The sequence below is a fragment of the Psychrobacter sp. genome, from assembly GCF_041554015.1.
Taxonomy (GTDB): domain Bacteria; phylum Pseudomonadota; class Gammaproteobacteria; order Pseudomonadales; family Moraxellaceae; genus Psychrobacter.
The window spans coordinates 1-15,265 of the sequence record NZ_JBFFMS010000047.1 but is presented as its reverse complement, the minus strand read 5'-3'; the positions used below and the strand labels follow the sequence as shown (position 1 = coordinate 15,265).

At 43.6% G+C, this 15,265-nt stretch carries 14 protein-coding genes; 4 read left to right on the top strand and 10 right to left on the bottom strand.

What is annotated here, in order from left to right; translation table 11 throughout:
• The 3 genes from ABYU67_RS10840 to ABYU67_RS10830 all read right to left on the bottom strand — a co-directional run.
• The coding region (locus ABYU67_RS10840; RefSeq protein ID WP_372845082.1) for a transposase at positions 1-169 on the bottom strand (169 nt) is incomplete at its 3' end.
• A 99-nt stretch (positions 170-268) separates the two neighbouring features.
• The gene (locus ABYU67_RS10835) at positions 269-1,714 is read right to left on the bottom strand and encodes a di-heme oxidoredictase family protein (RefSeq protein ID WP_372845080.1); all 1,446 of its coding nucleotides are present in this window, start codon (positions 1,712-1,714) and stop codon (positions 269-271) included.
• 190 nt (positions 1,715-1,904) lie between these two features.
• Positions 1,905-3,575: a chromosome condensation regulator RCC1 gene (locus ABYU67_RS10830; RefSeq protein ID WP_372845078.1), complete on the bottom strand. Its 1,671-nt coding sequence runs from the start codon at positions 3,573-3,575 to the stop codon at positions 1,905-1,907.
• 379 nt (positions 3,576-3,954) lie between these two features.
• On the opposite strand from ABYU67_RS10830, the gene ABYU67_RS10825 reads away from it, so the two are divergent.
• The gene (locus ABYU67_RS10825) at positions 3,955-5,094 is read left to right on the top strand and encodes a M14-type cytosolic carboxypeptidase (protein ID WP_372845076.1); all 1,140 of its coding nucleotides are present in this window, start codon (positions 3,955-3,957) and stop codon (positions 5,092-5,094) included.
• A gap of 147 nt (positions 5,095-5,241) precedes the next feature.
• Here the strand turns inward: ABYU67_RS10825 and ABYU67_RS10820 are convergent, their stop codons facing one another.
• The 5 genes from ABYU67_RS10820 to ABYU67_RS10800 form a co-directional block, all read right to left on the bottom strand.
• Positions 5,242-6,006, bottom strand: coding sequence for a PAP2 family lipid A phosphatase (locus ABYU67_RS10820; protein WP_372845074.1), 765 nt, complete (start codon positions 6,004-6,006; stop codon positions 5,242-5,244).
• A gap of 46 nt (positions 6,007-6,052) precedes the next feature.
• Positions 6,053-6,496, bottom strand: coding sequence for a diacylglycerol kinase (locus tag ABYU67_RS10815; protein ID WP_372845072.1), 444 nt, complete (start codon positions 6,494-6,496; stop codon positions 6,053-6,055).
• 166 nt (positions 6,497-6,662) lie between these two features.
• The gene (locus tag ABYU67_RS10810) at positions 6,663-7,970 is read right to left on the bottom strand and encodes a sensor histidine kinase (RefSeq protein WP_372845069.1); all 1,308 of its coding nucleotides are present in this window, start codon (positions 7,968-7,970) and stop codon (positions 6,663-6,665) included.
• Between the two features lie 92 nt (positions 7,971-8,062).
• On the bottom strand, positions 8,063-8,749 hold the full coding sequence (locus ABYU67_RS10805) for a response regulator transcription factor (protein ID WP_372845066.1): 687 nt from the start codon (positions 8,747-8,749) through the stop codon (positions 8,063-8,065).
• A gap of 39 nt (positions 8,750-8,788) precedes the next feature.
• A complete protein-coding gene (locus tag ABYU67_RS10800) occupies positions 8,789-10,507 on the bottom strand; it encodes a phosphoethanolamine transferase (protein ID WP_372845065.1) in 1,719 nt (572 codons plus the stop codon).
• A 214-nt stretch (positions 10,508-10,721) separates the two neighbouring features.
• On the opposite strand from ABYU67_RS10800, the gene ABYU67_RS10795 reads away from it, so the two are divergent.
• The 3 genes from ABYU67_RS10795 (at position 10,722) to ABYU67_RS10785 (ending at position 13,099) form a co-directional block, all read left to right on the top strand.
• Positions 10,722-11,834: an energy transducer TonB gene (locus ABYU67_RS10795; RefSeq protein ID WP_372845063.1), complete on the top strand. Its 1,113-nt coding sequence runs from the start codon at positions 10,722-10,724 to the stop codon at positions 11,832-11,834.
• Between the two features lie 113 nt (positions 11,835-11,947).
• Positions 11,948-12,634 (top strand): MotA/TolQ/ExbB proton channel family protein, encoded by a 687-nt coding sequence (locus tag ABYU67_RS10790; protein WP_372845061.1) that lies wholly within the window; start codon positions 11,948-11,950, stop codon positions 12,632-12,634.
• A 63-nt stretch (positions 12,635-12,697) separates the two neighbouring features.
• On the top strand, positions 12,698-13,099 hold the full coding sequence (locus tag ABYU67_RS10785; RefSeq protein WP_372845059.1) for an ExbD/TolR family protein: 402 nt from the start codon (positions 12,698-12,700) through the stop codon (positions 13,097-13,099).
• A gap of 98 nt (positions 13,100-13,197) precedes the next feature.
• Here ABYU67_RS10785 and ABYU67_RS10780 read toward each other — a convergent pair whose 3' ends face one another.
• Entirely contained in the window at positions 13,198-14,334 is a 1,137-nt protein-coding gene (locus ABYU67_RS10780) for a HupE/UreJ family protein (RefSeq protein ID WP_372845057.1), read from the bottom strand.
• On the bottom strand, positions 14,331-15,265 hold a 935-nt coding region (locus ABYU67_RS10775), incomplete at its 5' end, for a tetratricopeptide repeat protein (protein WP_372845055.1). The genes ABYU67_RS10775 and ABYU67_RS10780, both read right to left, overlap by 4 nt.

Below are 15,265 nucleotides of genomic sequence, written 5' to 3'. Positions count from 1 at the left end.
TCCACGGGCATAGCTCTCTAGGTATGTCACGCCAAGGAGCACCTGTGCGAAGTTTCCAAAGAATAGCTTCCATAACCTCGCGGTTCTTTTCTTTTTGATAGCAACCATGTTGTACCATAGTTATTTGTAACTGTTCCCAAAGGCTATCGGTTAATGCTTTTCTGGCCATCTTGGTTATCTGCTCCATATCTTCTAAAATACATGCTTTATTTTAGAAGATATATACGCTTTTTCCAATTAGGGACACGCCCTAGTATTGTTGGTTAATTTAGATGCCTTTTAAAAAGCTCAGCAATGTCTCTTTTTGCGTACTAGGCAACTGGGTAAAGCGTGTTTTTACGGCTTCTGCTTCGCCGCCATGCCACATTATCGCCTCAGTCAAACTGCTAGCACGACCATCATGTAAGAATCTTGCCTCTGGGTTACGAGCCACAATGCCAATACCCCACAGCGGCGGTGTGCGCCATTCATAACTTTCTGCATTTTTTTCTTTAACGCCGTCATCAAGCGCTGCGCCCATATCATGCAGCAATAAGTCAGTATAAGGATAAATCGTTTGCTGAGACAAAAGCGGAAAGCGCATACTATCGCCGGTTTTCTGTTTCGGTGTATGGCAGCTAGCACAGCCTACTTGCGTAAACAGTTGCGCACCTTTATTAAAGGCAGATACGTCGGTTATGCGGCGCTCAGGCACGGCAAGCGCTGTCATAAAATCAGTCACCGCGTCCAAAGCGCTATCTGAGACTTCTGGGCTACCGCCATTCGCGGCGGTCCAGCAAATCGGCTGGCTAGGTGTACAATTTGGGTCCATAAATATCGTAGTGGTCAAGCCCATATCTTGTGACATGGCATTGGCATTTTGAGTACGCAGACTTGAATTAATCGCTTTCCAACCAAAGCGTCCAATACGCTGCTGGACACCGTCATTGACCCAATGTACGCGACCACTGATACCGTCATTATTACTATCATCAGGGTCAGCCGCTGCCATGATATTAGCCTCAGGAATCAAGTCGAGTAAACCCATACCGACCAGCTGCGGCGAGATACGTCCGCTAATAGCACTATCGCCTAGGGGTTGATTGAGGTCAGTTGGCGTAAAATTAAATTGTATACCAGCAGGTTTGTCATTTTGACGGGCAGTCGCAACGTAGTGCATTTTACCTTCAGTAGCAATACTAGATTCGATACTTTGGTGCTGCATTTGCTCACCATAGTAAGCATGAGCTATGCCTTGGTTGTTGCCCAATCTAAATAAGATGGCATCGCTTAACTCGCCGTTTGTCGCATAAATGGGTTTGCGTCCTTCGGCACTATGGCACTGAGTACAAGCATTGGCATTAAATAGGGGACCAACACCATCGAACAGTACACGACCTTGATTGGCAGGTGTCCATTCAGCAATAAATAACTCACGCCCTGTAGAGACACCGCCCAGAGCGCTGCTAGGTAGCTTCGGTATAATTTGCAAAAATGGACGTGAGATGTTAGCCGAGATGGTGGCACTGCCGCCCGCTGGTAGCCACTGAGTATCAGTTTCTGGGGTTTGAGGTAAGTTGGGCTGGCTGGGTGTGCCTGAAGCGCTATCATCAGTGCCATCTGATCCGCCACACGCGCTTAATACTATTGCCATACTTGCACAGAGTAAGCTGTTACGCATGACTGGTAGTAATGGAAGGGTTAAAGCGGAAAATGAGGTTAAAAGTCGAGACATGGTATGACCTAAAAGTACGAAAATGAAAGAATAAATAAAAACGGCCTAAAAAATACGTCAGATAAGCGTTAAGTAAAAAGGGCAACATAAGGTATGCCACCCTTTTTGCTTATTACGGTAGGTTTACAAATATGCATTTATATATATGAGCCGCTGTTATAAGCGTGACTGATTAATTATTGCTTATACATTAGCTTGGCAGTTTTACAGGGATAGGGTAGTTATACATCCAAGTATGAGAGGTGTTTTCATTGCCCAATGAGCCCTCAAAGCTCCAGCCCCATGTAAATAAAGTGCGGTTATCAAAAGGAATGCCATTGTTTTGATTGAATGGTTTTTCATGGGCAATTAGGTGCATTGTACCCATTGCCATATTATCGATGTTTTTTAGGCTGCTCAGCTTGTTTGTTGGTTCATCCAGATTTTCATAAATTGTCTTGCCCTTGCCATCTGTTTCACCAAACATACCCCAAGCGTAGAGGATGCCATCTGCTGCAGGCGTGTTGCTGGTATTTGAGGCAACATCGTCCAGCAGAGCATAGCTGGCATTACCATTGGCATAGACACGGCGTACCTCTTTATCTGTGAACCAAGGTAGTTTGGTTGGGGTAGTGATAATGCTTGCCCATGCATTTGCTGTATTTTTAAAGTCAATGCCGTTATAGCCTATTTGACTGCTGGCATTTAACCCCCAAGCATAAACAGAGTTTTTATTGGTCAGTGCTAACACATGATCTTTACCAGCGGCAAGCTGGGTAACTATTTCTTTTTCTGCTTGTTGAGTAGTACCGTTAGATAAGTCGTTTGCAATGACGTTGATACGCATAGGCTTACTGTTAATATTGATACAATTATTCGCTTTATCACATGTGCGACCGCGCCCAAGATTGGCGCTCGCATCGCTGCCCCAACCCCATACTTGACCTTTATCATCTAGAGCATACGAGCTACTGCTACTGGCGACCACTTGGATAATATGACCGACGCCCTCAGCCGCCGAAAAATCTACTTTAACAGGTATGCTACTGTCTATAGCAGTGTTATTGCCAAGCTGCCCTTGCGCGTTGGCGCCAAATGCCCAGACGCTACCGTCTTTAGTCAATACCAAGTTATGATTATAACCAGCCGTTAGCATGACCGCATTATCTATACCGGCAATTGCGCTGATATCAAGACGGCAGTCAGCTGCTTTGACACAGCTATGGCGATTTGCCTGACCACGCCCTAATTGCCCGTACGTATCGTTGCCCCAGCTGTAGACTTGACCTTTATCATCGATAGCAAGTGAGTGGTTTTGATTAAATTTAATAGACTTTAGGTTTTTTGGGGCATTATTCATGAGCATGGGTATCTCTGGATGTCCCATGATATCAGTGTGTGTGGATGTGTACGCTGTGCCTGTTTGCCCATAGTTATTGCGACCCCAACCATAGAGCTGTCCATCATGTAGGGCTGCGGTATGTGAGCCACCGGCTGCCACCGTATCACCCAGATAAATGTTTTTGGTAGAACGCATGATGTTGCCTGCACCATCAGTGGCGGCTAGGGTAATGTGGTTTTCGCCTAAATCTAACAAGATGCGATCGTTGAAATAACCGTTCGTATCAACCGTTATTGATTGAGGCGCTTTACCGTTCAAGGTATACGTCACATACCTTATGTCATCCTGATCTTGCACCTGACCTGAGACAAATACAGCGGCAACCGCGCTATAACCACTCGAAAAGTTGCTATCCGTTGTCAAAAGCGGCGGCGTCCCATCGATGATGTCTGTGGTGATATCAGAGTCATCGCCGCAAGCAGTCAATAATAAAGTAGCGGTAATCAAAGCGACTGCTTGGGTCAAAGAGGATAAACGCATAAGTGTCTCAATAAATGATCAATAAAAAGAAAAGGAGTAGCAGTGCCAATCCTAAGATAGGGGCACTCAGTAAAGTGGCTGCAATAATTTAGGTGAATAATATTACAAACGATAATTATTATCAATATGTAAATTAGGATGTGGGTACATCAGATAGGCCGTTCAGATAAACTGTATGTCGGATTAAATCAGCAAAGATGACAATAGCGGCGTGCAAAAGAGACGATTAAATATGGCGGCGAATGGCTATCCTTGTTAGATTCACTATTTTCGGCATAGCCCATTTCTGCATTGACTGCTACACTATCGAACTATTACCTTATCTAGCACTCCAACATATTCTTTAGAATGTATTATAAAAACTGATTAAGGACAGGTTATGCATATCACGGCAAATTTTGACGCGGGCAATATTGAGGTTATTAGTTTAGAGGACAAAAAAGATATCCAATTGGCTATTCGTCCGGACGTCGGTGGTGAGTTTTTTCAATGGTTTAACTTTCGTATAACTGGTCAGATTGGTGAGCAATATGTGCTCAATATCCTAAATGCAGGGCAAGCAGTATTTCCTAAAGGGTGGGAGCATTATCAAGCAGTGGCCTCCTATGATCGTGAGTATTGGTTTCGCTTGCCAACCTCTTATCAAGACGGCAAGCTAACCATAAACGTAGATATGGCCTGTGAAACCCTTCAAATTGCTTTTTTTGCCCCGTACAGTTATGAGCGTCATCAAGACTTATTAGCCGCTGTACAAATGCATCCATTCGTGACCCTAGAGCATTTAGGTGACACGCTGGATAAGCGCGACTTAACGCTGGTTAAAATCAGTGATGGCGATAGCAGCAGTAACGAGAGTAAGCGCAATATTTGGATCACGGCGCGTCAACACCCCGGTGAGACCATGGCTGAATGGCTGGTCGAAGGTCTTCTGTATAGCTTATTAGATGGTGATAATGCGACTGGCAAATTATTATTAGACAAAGCGAACTTCTATATCGTACCGAATATGAATCCAGACGGCAGCGTGCGCGGACACCTGCGCACCAATGCAGTTGGAACCAACCTAAACCGTGAATGGGCAAATCCAAGTTTGGAAAAAAGCCCTGAAGTATTTTATGTGATTAAAAAAATGGAAGCGACTGGTGTTGATCTGTTTTATGACGTACATGGTGACGAAGAGATACCTTTTGTCTTCCTTGCTGGCTCTCAAGGGACGCCCAGTTACAACGACCGCCTCGCGCGACTCCGTGATAGATTTGCAGAAGTGTTAAAGCTTGCCAGTGCTGACTTCCAAACTGAAGAAGGCTATGACATTGATGCGCCGGGTACAGCGAATATGACGCTCGCAACGCACTGGGTAGCAGAACGTTTTGACTGCCTAGCCAATACTTTAGAGATGCCGTTTATAGACAATAACAATGTACCTGATGCCGATACAGGTTGGTCGCCAGAGCGTTCTATTAAATTAGGAGAGGCGTCATTAGTTGCGATGCTGGCAGTCGTTGATGATTTGCGTTAGTCAGTTAGTTATTAAATACCAACTGCTTATTAAGTACTAGCTTTTATAACAGCATATAAGAAAAACTCTCCTAAAAAGGTTGTTATCGCTATCTTCCAAATAGCGGTGGCAGCCTTTTTCCTATTTACTACGTCTAAAGCTAAAGGGCTAATAGCGCTCGTTTATAAACTTGGTAACTTGTAAAGTATCTGATTTCTTGAAAAAATTGCTAAAAAATAGGCTGGAAAACATGCAAGCTATCGTCAATGACAGTAGCATCGATACTAAGGTATGACTAAAAAAATGATCGCCAAATGCCATTTTATATACCCCCATCGTCCACCCTACAGCTGTGACGATTATAAAGATTTTATAGCGATATCTTCGTAGTGTTGGCAAAAATGCCAATCCATATAAAGAAAACCCTGCGCTGGCATGTGCGGCTGGAAAGCACTTTGTAGGCGTTTTAGCGAGGCTGTTTTGCCAGAGATTAAGGTATGGTAAGTCACCATTAAATAGCGACAAATGATTGGGGCAGCTTACATGGGTGAGACCCTTGAGCGCTGCAATCACTGTAGGTACGATAATTAGGAGGAGTAATACATAACCTATCTCTCGGCTAGACAATGCAGTGACGGGTCTAATAAAAAACACTTTAGCGTTCAGATTGCGAGCGTAATGACGTTGCCAGTAGCGCCAAAGTAATGTCATGATTAAATAAACACCAAGTAATATTAACAATAACTTTGGAAAATCATAAAAGATAAATCTATAAGGCTGCGCGCCTTTATCAAGAAGCCAATGCCCGTTGATATAAAAAAGCTCACTAATCCGAACATCGAATTGGCTGTGTTCGAACGTCAGCGCCGCGATGATGGTTAAGCACAGCAGCTTAAGCCACATCCAGTCCGTTGTGTTTTTTGCTAGCGTCATTGAATCCCCTTTTACACTATATTTAGCCAAAAACTCTCAGTACCCCTTAATATAAAAGGTTCCATAACGCCATTATCCATAAGACAAACAGAAGCGATAATGCCAAAAACTGCGCTGCAGAGCCCACATCTTTGGCTCGTTTAGCGAGCGGATGCTGTTCGGTTGAGGTATGGTCAACACAGGCTTCAATACCAGTATTTATGAGCTCGACGATAAAGGATAAAAAAGAGGAGGATACCAGCAGCATTTTTATGCTGATATCAAAAGGGATCAGGATGATTGCAACAAATAACATGCTATTTAGCCAAAAGATTTGTCTAAAAGCTGCCTCATATTGATAAGCGGCTTTAAACCCATCTAGCGAATAACCGGCGGCTTTCACAATACGAGAAAGACCTTTGTTGCCTTTGGCAAGACTGGCATAACTATTAGGTGCAAGCAGCTGTGTGGCCGTCGTATGATTTTCTGATTCAGAATTGATGGTATTCATAATGGATTCTTAATAGGCAGTGTTGTTGAGTTACGCTAGATATACTAAGTAGTCAAAAAACTAGCATACTGTGCTTATAAGGACATTATAAGACAGCGGATATTAAGAAAGCGTTAAGAGAATACTGATTGCTTGGTTCGTGAGATATGGTGAGGATTGTTATCCATCATTTATTATAATAAATGCTAAAGGTGCTACCGCCTGTCGTATTGGCTTGATGAGTAAGCTTCCATCCCATGTGAGTCATGATACGTTGCACAATACTAAGACCCAAACCGCTACCTTCTACCTGATCGCCCGTATTTATACCATTCAAACGCTCAAATCGCTCATACAGTAAGGGCATCATAGTTTCGGGAATACCGAGACCGGTATCAGAGACCATAATTTTTTCAGCATCAATTGTGATGATTACTTCGCCCTCATCTGTGTACTGAAAGGCATTTTTGATGAGATTGCCTAATGCCATTTTTAGCAGCTCAGGTCGTACATAGGTGCAATACTCTTGTTCAGCCACAACTGTGCACGTCACTGTCTTATAGCGCAGCAAATACTTTAAGCGCTGCACTTCATTTGAAGCAATATTGTTGATAGAGGTTTGCGGTGTATCCAGCTGTTCAGGTGCGCGCGATAAAAGTAATAAAGCGCTGATGATTTCAGAGGTTTCTTTGGCGGTCGTACTAATACGCTCAGCAAATTCGCTCAGACGACTGTGGTCTCCAAGTTGTGAGGCTAATACCTCTGATGCACCCATAATAATGGTCAACGGGGTGCGAAGTTCATGACTGACATCACCGGTAAATAGCTGCTCACGTTTTAGATATTGCTCTAGTTTATGGTTTTTTTCATCGATGGCGCGTGCCAATACCCCAACTTCTGAGGGTAGATGGGTTAATTCGGTTAGATTTTGATGATCGGTTTCTACTGCTTGTTTTAAATCCAATAAGGGTTTGATGATTTGCTTGGAGGATACGTAAGAGAATAGCGCTGCAATAAGCAGGCTTAAGACAACCGCAATTTTTAGGGCATCGGCGAATATATCTTCTAATTCTTCAAAGATGGCTAAAACAGGATAGTTTTCCATCACCATCTCAGTCCCTTCTAAGTAGGTCAAGATATATTTTTGCTCATTTTGTTGATGGGCAAAAAAATGAAGGTTGGTTTTAGTGGCGCCCGTCTGATGATTTACAGTGACCCGTATTTCTTGTACGACATTGTTGGCTAATGCTTTTAAATCTTCAGGCGCACTGTCATAGCGATATATTTTGATACCAGGATTTGCTATATAGACAGCTTGTTCCCCTTCTTTTTCTTGACTGAGTTGCAGCTGTTGTAAAAGACGCCCTTTGACTAAGTCCTGTTCGATTCGCATCTCAGCATACATAAAAATGCTGACGAACGTGGTGCAAAGCAATAAGGCAAATAAGAAATAGGAGATTCGAAACTTATTGGCAATGGAGTCGATAGTAAACATGGCAGGGGCTTATTTAGAGTGGGGCAATCAATAGGGAGATATAGGCATAAGTACATGTAGCAGCTTTCAGACTTTAAATTGTATTATGAGTTTTAAACCTTGTCTGGGTCAATCATTTGGTAACCAACTCCCGCCATTGTTACTATCATAACTTTATCAAACGGTTTATCAACTTGTGAGCGAACACTATGCAAATGCGTGCGAAGCGCATCACTACTTGGCACATCCTGCCCCCATACTTTTTCCTCAAGCTCGCTCTTACTGACCACCCGAGGCGAGGCAAGCATCAAAGTGTGTAAGATTTTAAAGCCCGTTGGGGTAAGTTTTACTGATTTGCCTTCTCGTTGGATACTATGCTGTGCAGTATTTAGAGTCAGCTTGCCAACTTCTATATTGTGCTCAAAGTATTCGTCTTGATGGCGGCGTATTAATGCTTTAATGCGAGCTTCTAATTCAACCAATGAAAAAGGTTTGACCAGATAATCATCGGCTCCGCTATCAAACCCTGCTACTTTGTCCAAAACAGTATCACGCGCGGTTAGCATCAATACAGGCGTTTTATTGTGCAGCTCCTCTCTAAGTGTTTTACACAGCTTCGTACCATCCATGCCGGGTAGCATCACATCGAGCAATATAACATCGAAGCGATTATTTGAAGCCAGTGCCAAGCCGCTCAAACCATTATGGGCATTATCCAACTCAAAACCTTTTGGCTCAAAAAAAGCATAGATGTTCGCGACGATATCAGGATTGTCTTCAATGATAAGTATCTTATACATAATGCCCACTATCTAGAAATGCGTGAATTGAAAAACAGTCTAATGGGTAGTCTGAAAAAAAGTGGGTTCTGACTGCACTTCTTTGGTTGTAATATGAAAGAAGCTTAGCAGCGTTGGTGTAATAAAGTCGTGTGACACCGGCTGATTGGTCATAGCAGACAGACTTTTGGGATTGATACCATTGTTTTTAGGCGACCAGATAATCACTGGCACCTGTTTTTGTGCATCAGGTGCAATGCCATACGGCAGACCATGTAAATACACGTTGTTTTCACCCAAGCTTTCTCCATGATCACTAATATATACCATCACCACATCATAGTCTTGCTCATAGGGTTTTAGCGTATCTATAACGGCATTTAAAAAGTAATCGGTATAGCGAATCGCATTGTCATAAGCATTTATGACAGACTGAGCATCACACTTCGATAGCTCATTGGTCATACAGACTGGCTTATACGTCTCAAATGCTTTGGGGTAGCGCTGGTAATAAGCAGGACCGTGATTGCCCATCTGATGTAATAAAATCAGTGTATCTTTTGGCGCCGCCGCGGCCTTGTTACCTGCGCTTGGCTTAACTAAAGTATCAAAGCCGTCAAGCATGCCAATATCACGACACTCAATATCACAATTAGGATTTAGCTTAGGCGTTTTATAGTCCTCAACCGCGACTCGATCTGCCACGCCCTTAGAGCTAGAGTTATTGTCCCGCCAGATCACAGTAACGCCTTGTTTGTTGAGGGTATCAAGCACGTTTTCATGATATTCAGCCGTGTCAACGTCGTAATCGTCTCGGTTTGCATAACTGAACATGCACGGTACGGAATAAGCCGTTGACGTCCCACAAGAGGTTGCATGCTTAAAGCTATAGATATCTGGCTGGCTGGCAAGTAGCCGCATGGTATCGCGCTTATAGCCATTTAAACCAACATGATCCGCGCGCACTGTCTCACCGACTACGAACACCATCAGCTTAGGTTTCGTTGTACTGCTGACGGCTGCGCTACGCTTTGCATCAGTCGCATGTTGTATCAAGGTATCGGGGCGGCGTAGCTCATCGATATAATCGGTAGCGAGTTTGATGACCGAATAAACAGGGGTAATGGGGTTGGTATAACTACGTACTATTTTATGTTGGCGAAAAAAACTGGCATATTGATCTCCAAATGGTAATAGGCAAACCGCTATTATCGCAATAGACGTTATCAAGGTGATTGCCTTTTGCACGATTGAGCGAACTATAGACAAACGCTTTATACGAATCTTACTAATCAAAAAAGCAGGGAGCACACCTAATAATAAGAGTCGAACGATAAAGCTTGGTGCCATCAAACCCATTGCTTCTGCTCGGTCAGTCTGTAAGCTATTAGCCAACATACCGGTGTCAAATAAGGTTCCATAAGCATCAGTGAAATAACCACATACGGCTGCAATCAGTACCATAGCAATAAGCACTACTTTTGCCGTCGGACGATAACATAATAGCTGAAATAATAACCACATCAGCCCAAATAATAAGCCTGCAAGAGACGCTACAAAACCCATGTTATCAGCAAACGAATAAATCATTAATACTTGCCTAAAAAAGCCAATATTGGCGGTAGCAACGAGATAGAGCGTCACCACTATAATCAAGTAAGTAAGATTGATTTCACGATGATAAGAGACGTTTTTATCAAGGGTCGCCTTATTATGCTTAGCAAGAGGCGTATGACGACGCTCTGCTATGGCTAGATCAGTGATTAAGTGTTTTGACATACACGGGCTTCTTAATAGAGTGAGATAAATTTTATGCTCTAAGGTAGCAATTACCCTGTTAAGAAGATGTTAAGAAGCAGAGGTTGGGTGCACAATAAGCCATTTTGACACTTTTGACACTCCATAAAAATTACGATGTAACCTGACGCTTATAAGCAAATATTTGTTATTGTTGATGAACTGCTATCTCTAATAGGCTACCTAATAAATCATCATGACCCTAAATCCATTTACCCGTCTTAGCGGCTCTATTAGTGCGTGGATCACTGTCTTTGTGATAGCGTTGCACGGTCTTACGATATGGGCGGTGATGTCTATGGATAGCCCAGAGGTTTTAGAGATTAAGGCCGCTACGCCTCAGATCATCCAGTTAGAGCTAGTGACATTGCCATTGCCATCATCCACTAAAGAACGTCAGGCTAAAACCGCCCTTAAAAACCCTAGTTCTGTTATTCAGCACCTACCGCAAGCAGAGAAAAAACCCATTGAATTATCAGATATTAAACAGCCAACCGCGAAAGTAATGAGTGCTGAATCAGCGCTGACCTTTAGTAAGCGGTTAGATTCTGTCACAGCATCAAATACTGAGCCGAAAAACCAACCATCCACTCTATCAAAAGAGCTGTCAGATACAGAGCAGTCTAAGATCGAAAAAGAGACCCAGCTGCCAGTCTTAGTACAGACAAGTACGCTCAAAGAATCAGCTGATATGAACGAAAACATGGCGGAGGATGAACAAGATCTGGTGGCGTTGGTTGAGGCGATGACAGCGCAGGTCAGTCCTGAATCAGCGGATATATCAGCGCAAGGGCTGGTCATAAAAGAGACGCGAAAAACAGTTAAGGTTAAGGCTGAAGAAGAGATAGATATAGCGGCGTTAATCCGATCGGTAACAGCGCAGTTCAATCGTGATCAAGCACGTCAGTGGCAAGAAGGTAGAAAGCGGGCGGGTAAAGAGCTGTTGCAGGCGCAGGCTGGTAAGAGTAATGAGAAGCAAAAACAACGCCATATCAATAATGAGGCAGTTGACTTTCTGGAGGAGCAAGCCATCTGGCTTGGTCAGAAAAAACCTAAAACAGACCTACCATCGGCGATTTGGCGTGAGATTACTAGTCAATCAGGCGATATCTTCACCGTATTATTGGCGCTTTATGTCGATAAAAACGGTTATATTACGAATGTGCAATTGCTTGAATCATCGGGCAATAAGATTATTGATATTGCAGCGATGACACAAGTCCGAGCAGGACAGCTCAAACCGTTCCAACAAAATCAGCAGCCTGTAAATGGTGTGGTACCAATGTCATTTATATATGAGCGACCTTAATCTAAGTAATAGCTCGTTTTTCATTTTTGATCAAACCGCCTATATAAAAAGCATATTGATAAAAGAATGTATTGTCAGCCTCACTAGCTACTTAACTGCTTTTAGGAGTCTCTATGGATTTTACAGATTATTGGCAATATACGGATGTCATTACTAAGAGTCTGTTTTTTGCATTATTTACCTTGTCGATTGCGTCTTGGGTAACAGGGATTTTACGATTGTACTATAGCCATCAGTTGGCCAAAACCGTCGTCGTTGACCTATCTCAGCAAATACGCAGTCAGATACCGCCCACTTTACAAGTCCAGCCAGAAGAGCGCAGGCTTCTTACCGAACAAATGCTATTACAGCAGATTGGTCGCTATCGTTATCAAAGCGAGCAAGGATTGCCCCTGCTTGGGACGACTGCGGCTATTGCCCCCTTTATTGGGCTATTTGGAACAGTGTGGGGCATATTCCATGCGCTACGTAGTATTGGTGATAGCGGGCAGGCAGGGCTGGCTCAAGTAGCGGGCCCGGTAGGTGAGGCGCTTATCATGACTGGTTTAGGTCTTGCGGTTGCGATTCCTGCAGTGATTTTTTATAACATCATCACGCGTATCAATCGCCGAATCTTATATAGAGCCAATGACATAGCACATGGTCTATTAGGCGAGTCAATGCGACCAAATATGCCAGCCGATATCGAATTTACCGCTGTGAATTCAACGGCTGCCAAAGCGCCTGATAATGACAATGCTAATGACAGTGACAATGACAGTCATATTGCTGAGCAACAAGCTGCTGATGGTAAAGTGTAAAAAGTAGAAGCAGTAAAGGTGCATTTGAGCAATTGACGAATGAAAAAGCATAAGGAGGTAGGCATGGCATTCCATCTGGGTAATGAAGAGTCCCAAGGTATGAGCGAGATGAACCTCATTCCGCTCATTGACATTATGCTGGTGCTGATGATTATCTTTTTGGTCACAGCTACAGTTATAAACCCAACTGTACCCCTAGATTTGCCTAATACCGATGCCACCGTAAGCGACTTGCCTGACGAGATACTACAAATCAGTATCGATAAAGACAGTGCTCTATTTCTAGATGAAGAAGCGCTGACATTAGTGCAGCTGCAATTGCAATTTGAGCAAGTATCTAAAGATGGTAGCAATCCCAATATTCATCTGCGGGCGGATCAAGATACCCGTTATGATATGGTTGCACAGGTACTGGCTGCCGCTAGTAGTACAGGCTTGACTAAGGTTGCCTTTGTCACTGAATAAAGAGAATGCTCATCCTATTAAAACTGCCTGCTGAAAATAAAAAAGGGGCTAAAATCACTGATCTTAGCTCCTTTTTTAATATTTTTTTAATATTTTAATCACATTATCCGTTCAAAAAACCACCACAATGCAATGGCGATGCTGACAAGAGAGCCCATATAAAATATAACCGATTTATAAAAACGCGTATGGCGTAATAACAGCGCGATCGGAAATACTAAGGCGATAAATAGCAGCTGTCCCAGCTCAATGCCTATATTAAAGCTTAGTAATGCTAATACGCGCGCGCTTGTTGCTAGTGGCAAATCTACGAGCACATTGGCAAAGCCAAACCCGTGAATAAGACCAAAAACAAAGGCCAGATAGACCGCTCGCACCCGTAACATCGGGACTAGATTGTTTAATGCCGCGAATGCGATGGACAGAGCAATGAAAGATTCGATAAAGCGGGCAGGAATACTGACGTTACCAAGGGCGGCTAAGCTTAAGGTAATCGAGTGTGCAAGCGTAAAGGACGTTGCAATCCAAAATACCTCAAGCATCGCAGCTCGCGGTTTGGCAACGGCAACCAATTGTTTTTGCTTGCGTACATAGACGGCTGGTATTAAAAGAACAAACAAAAACAATAGATGATCCCAGCCAATCAGCAAGTGGTGTATCCCGCTTTTTAAAAAGTTTGTCGCCGTAGAGAACCAGCCGGCGTCTGTCCCAGCACCTAGTGAAGTTTGTCCAACGGTCAATACTTGAACCGGTAATTCGCTTCCAGCTTGCGTCAATATTAAGCGATGGTTAGCATCGATACCTGAAAGAACTTGATAATTAAGTTCTGAAATAGGAGCTGCGCAGCCCAACTCAAATTCAGTATATAAATAATTAAAGCCACCACGTGTATTGATCGCTAGCGGCGCAAAACTTGTGGCTTGGCAGGATTGATCGCCCGCTGCTAATGTCACCTGAGCAGCAATAAGCTGCTCTATAAACGTCGTCTGTGATTTAACCTCTGCCCAACTTACTTGACGGTCTTGGTTTGCATCTATATTTATCAGCAACGCTAAATCTCGAAGCGACAGCTCGTATTTAGCCTTATAAGCGGTATTTGATGAGCTTAGAGGCTCTAAGTTTAAGTAGGCTGTACTAGATTCATGTGCCTGCAGTAATGTTGACGTCAGCACCAATAAGAATAAAGTCAGATAACGATAAGTGCGACTCCAAATGAGCCTGATAAATGCGCTCATGAAGATGTCTCCTTATTTATTTGCTTACTTGCTTGCTTGCTTATTTGCTTGCCTGAACTGCTGATTTTTCCTAAACGCAGGTCGCGCTCAAGTGCTGGGTATTCAAATTGTGTGTCTGTCATAAACTGGCGCAGTAGCTCAATGTCTTTTTTGCTACCAGCTTTGATGGCTGCTGTCGCATAGATCACGATATCAGCCGTTTCGCGCTGCTGTTGCCAGTTTTCGCGAGCCAATAGCAGCGCTTGGTCAATCTGATTAGCAAGTAGCGCATAAGTAGCCTGCTCACGCATATGGGCATTTTCCTCGCGTATCTTCCATACATTGATGCGTTCTTTCATAAGCGCTAAGTTTTTCTGAGCGTTAGGATCGCCCAGTTGCATTTGAGCTGTGATGAGCTTTAGCAGCAGCGCGTCTTTGTCCGTATGATCCTGCAGCAATAGCCGCGTTTTTTCATACTCTCCTTGCTTTAGTAGCCAATCAGCGTGTGCCATGAGGGCGGGTACCGTTTGGGTATCCATCACATTAAAGACTTGATTCGCAAGTGGAACATCTTTGCTACGCAGTGCCGCGTCCGCCTGAATAAGATAAATCCAGCGGGCGGTCGATGCATCGAGTCCAGGCGCCAGATTGGCAAGCCCGCTCAAGGTTTGCTTAGCTTGCGTCAGTTGACCGGTCATACTTTGTACTTGCGCCATACATGCCAATTGATAGACGCGTAGGGACGCATCATCGAGTTTGGTACAGTAGCTCATTGCCTCATCAAACTGACCTTGGACGACAAGCAGAGAAGAGAGTGTCAACAGCGCATCTGCATGAGTAGGCTCTTTACTCAATATCTGCTGTAGCTGTGCCTTGGCTTTGGAGAACTTGTGATCTGCCTGTAATGCTCGTGCTCGTAACATCAGGGTTTCTACATCTGGATCCTTTATTT

Bases quoted from the DNA above. Each gene is read 5' to 3' on its own strand.
- ABYU67_RS10815 (WP_372845072.1), bottom strand. From the start codon at position 6,496: ATGAATACCATCAATTCTGAATCAGAAAATCATACGACGGCCACACAG.
- ABYU67_RS10795 (WP_372845063.1), top strand. From the start codon at position 10,722: ATGACCCTAAATCCATTTACCCGTCTTAGCGGCTCTATTAGTGCGTGG.
- ABYU67_RS10820 (WP_372845074.1), bottom strand. From the start codon at position 6,006: ATGACGCTAGCAAAAAACACAACGGACTGGATGTGGCTTAAGCTGCTG.
- ABYU67_RS10810 (WP_372845069.1), bottom strand. From the start codon at position 7,970: ATGTTTACTATCGACTCCATTGCCAATAAGTTTCGAATCTCCTATTTC.
- ABYU67_RS10825 (WP_372845076.1), top strand. From the start codon at position 3,955: ATGCATATCACGGCAAATTTTGACGCGGGCAATATTGAGGTTATTAGT.
- ABYU67_RS10805 (WP_372845066.1), bottom strand. From the start codon at position 8,749: ATGTATAAGATACTTATCATTGAAGACAATCCTGATATCGTCGCGAAC.
- ABYU67_RS10800 (WP_372845065.1), bottom strand. From the start codon at position 10,507: ATGTCAAAACACTTAATCACTGATCTAGCCATAGCAGAGCGTCGTCAT.
- ABYU67_RS10785 (WP_372845059.1), top strand. From the start codon at position 12,698: ATGGCATTCCATCTGGGTAATGAAGAGTCCCAAGGTATGAGCGAGATG.
- ABYU67_RS10835 (WP_372845080.1), bottom strand. From the start codon at position 1,714: ATGTCTCGACTTTTAACCTCATTTTCCGCTTTAACCCTTCCATTACTA.
- ABYU67_RS10830 (WP_372845078.1), bottom strand. From the start codon at position 3,575: ATGCGTTTATCCTCTTTGACCCAAGCAGTCGCTTTGATTACCGCTACT.
- ABYU67_RS10790 (WP_372845061.1), top strand. From the start codon at position 11,948: ATGGATTTTACAGATTATTGGCAATATACGGATGTCATTACTAAGAGT.
- ABYU67_RS10780 (WP_372845057.1), bottom strand. From the start codon at position 14,334: ATGAGCGCATTTATCAGGCTCATTTGGAGTCGCACTTATCGTTATCTG.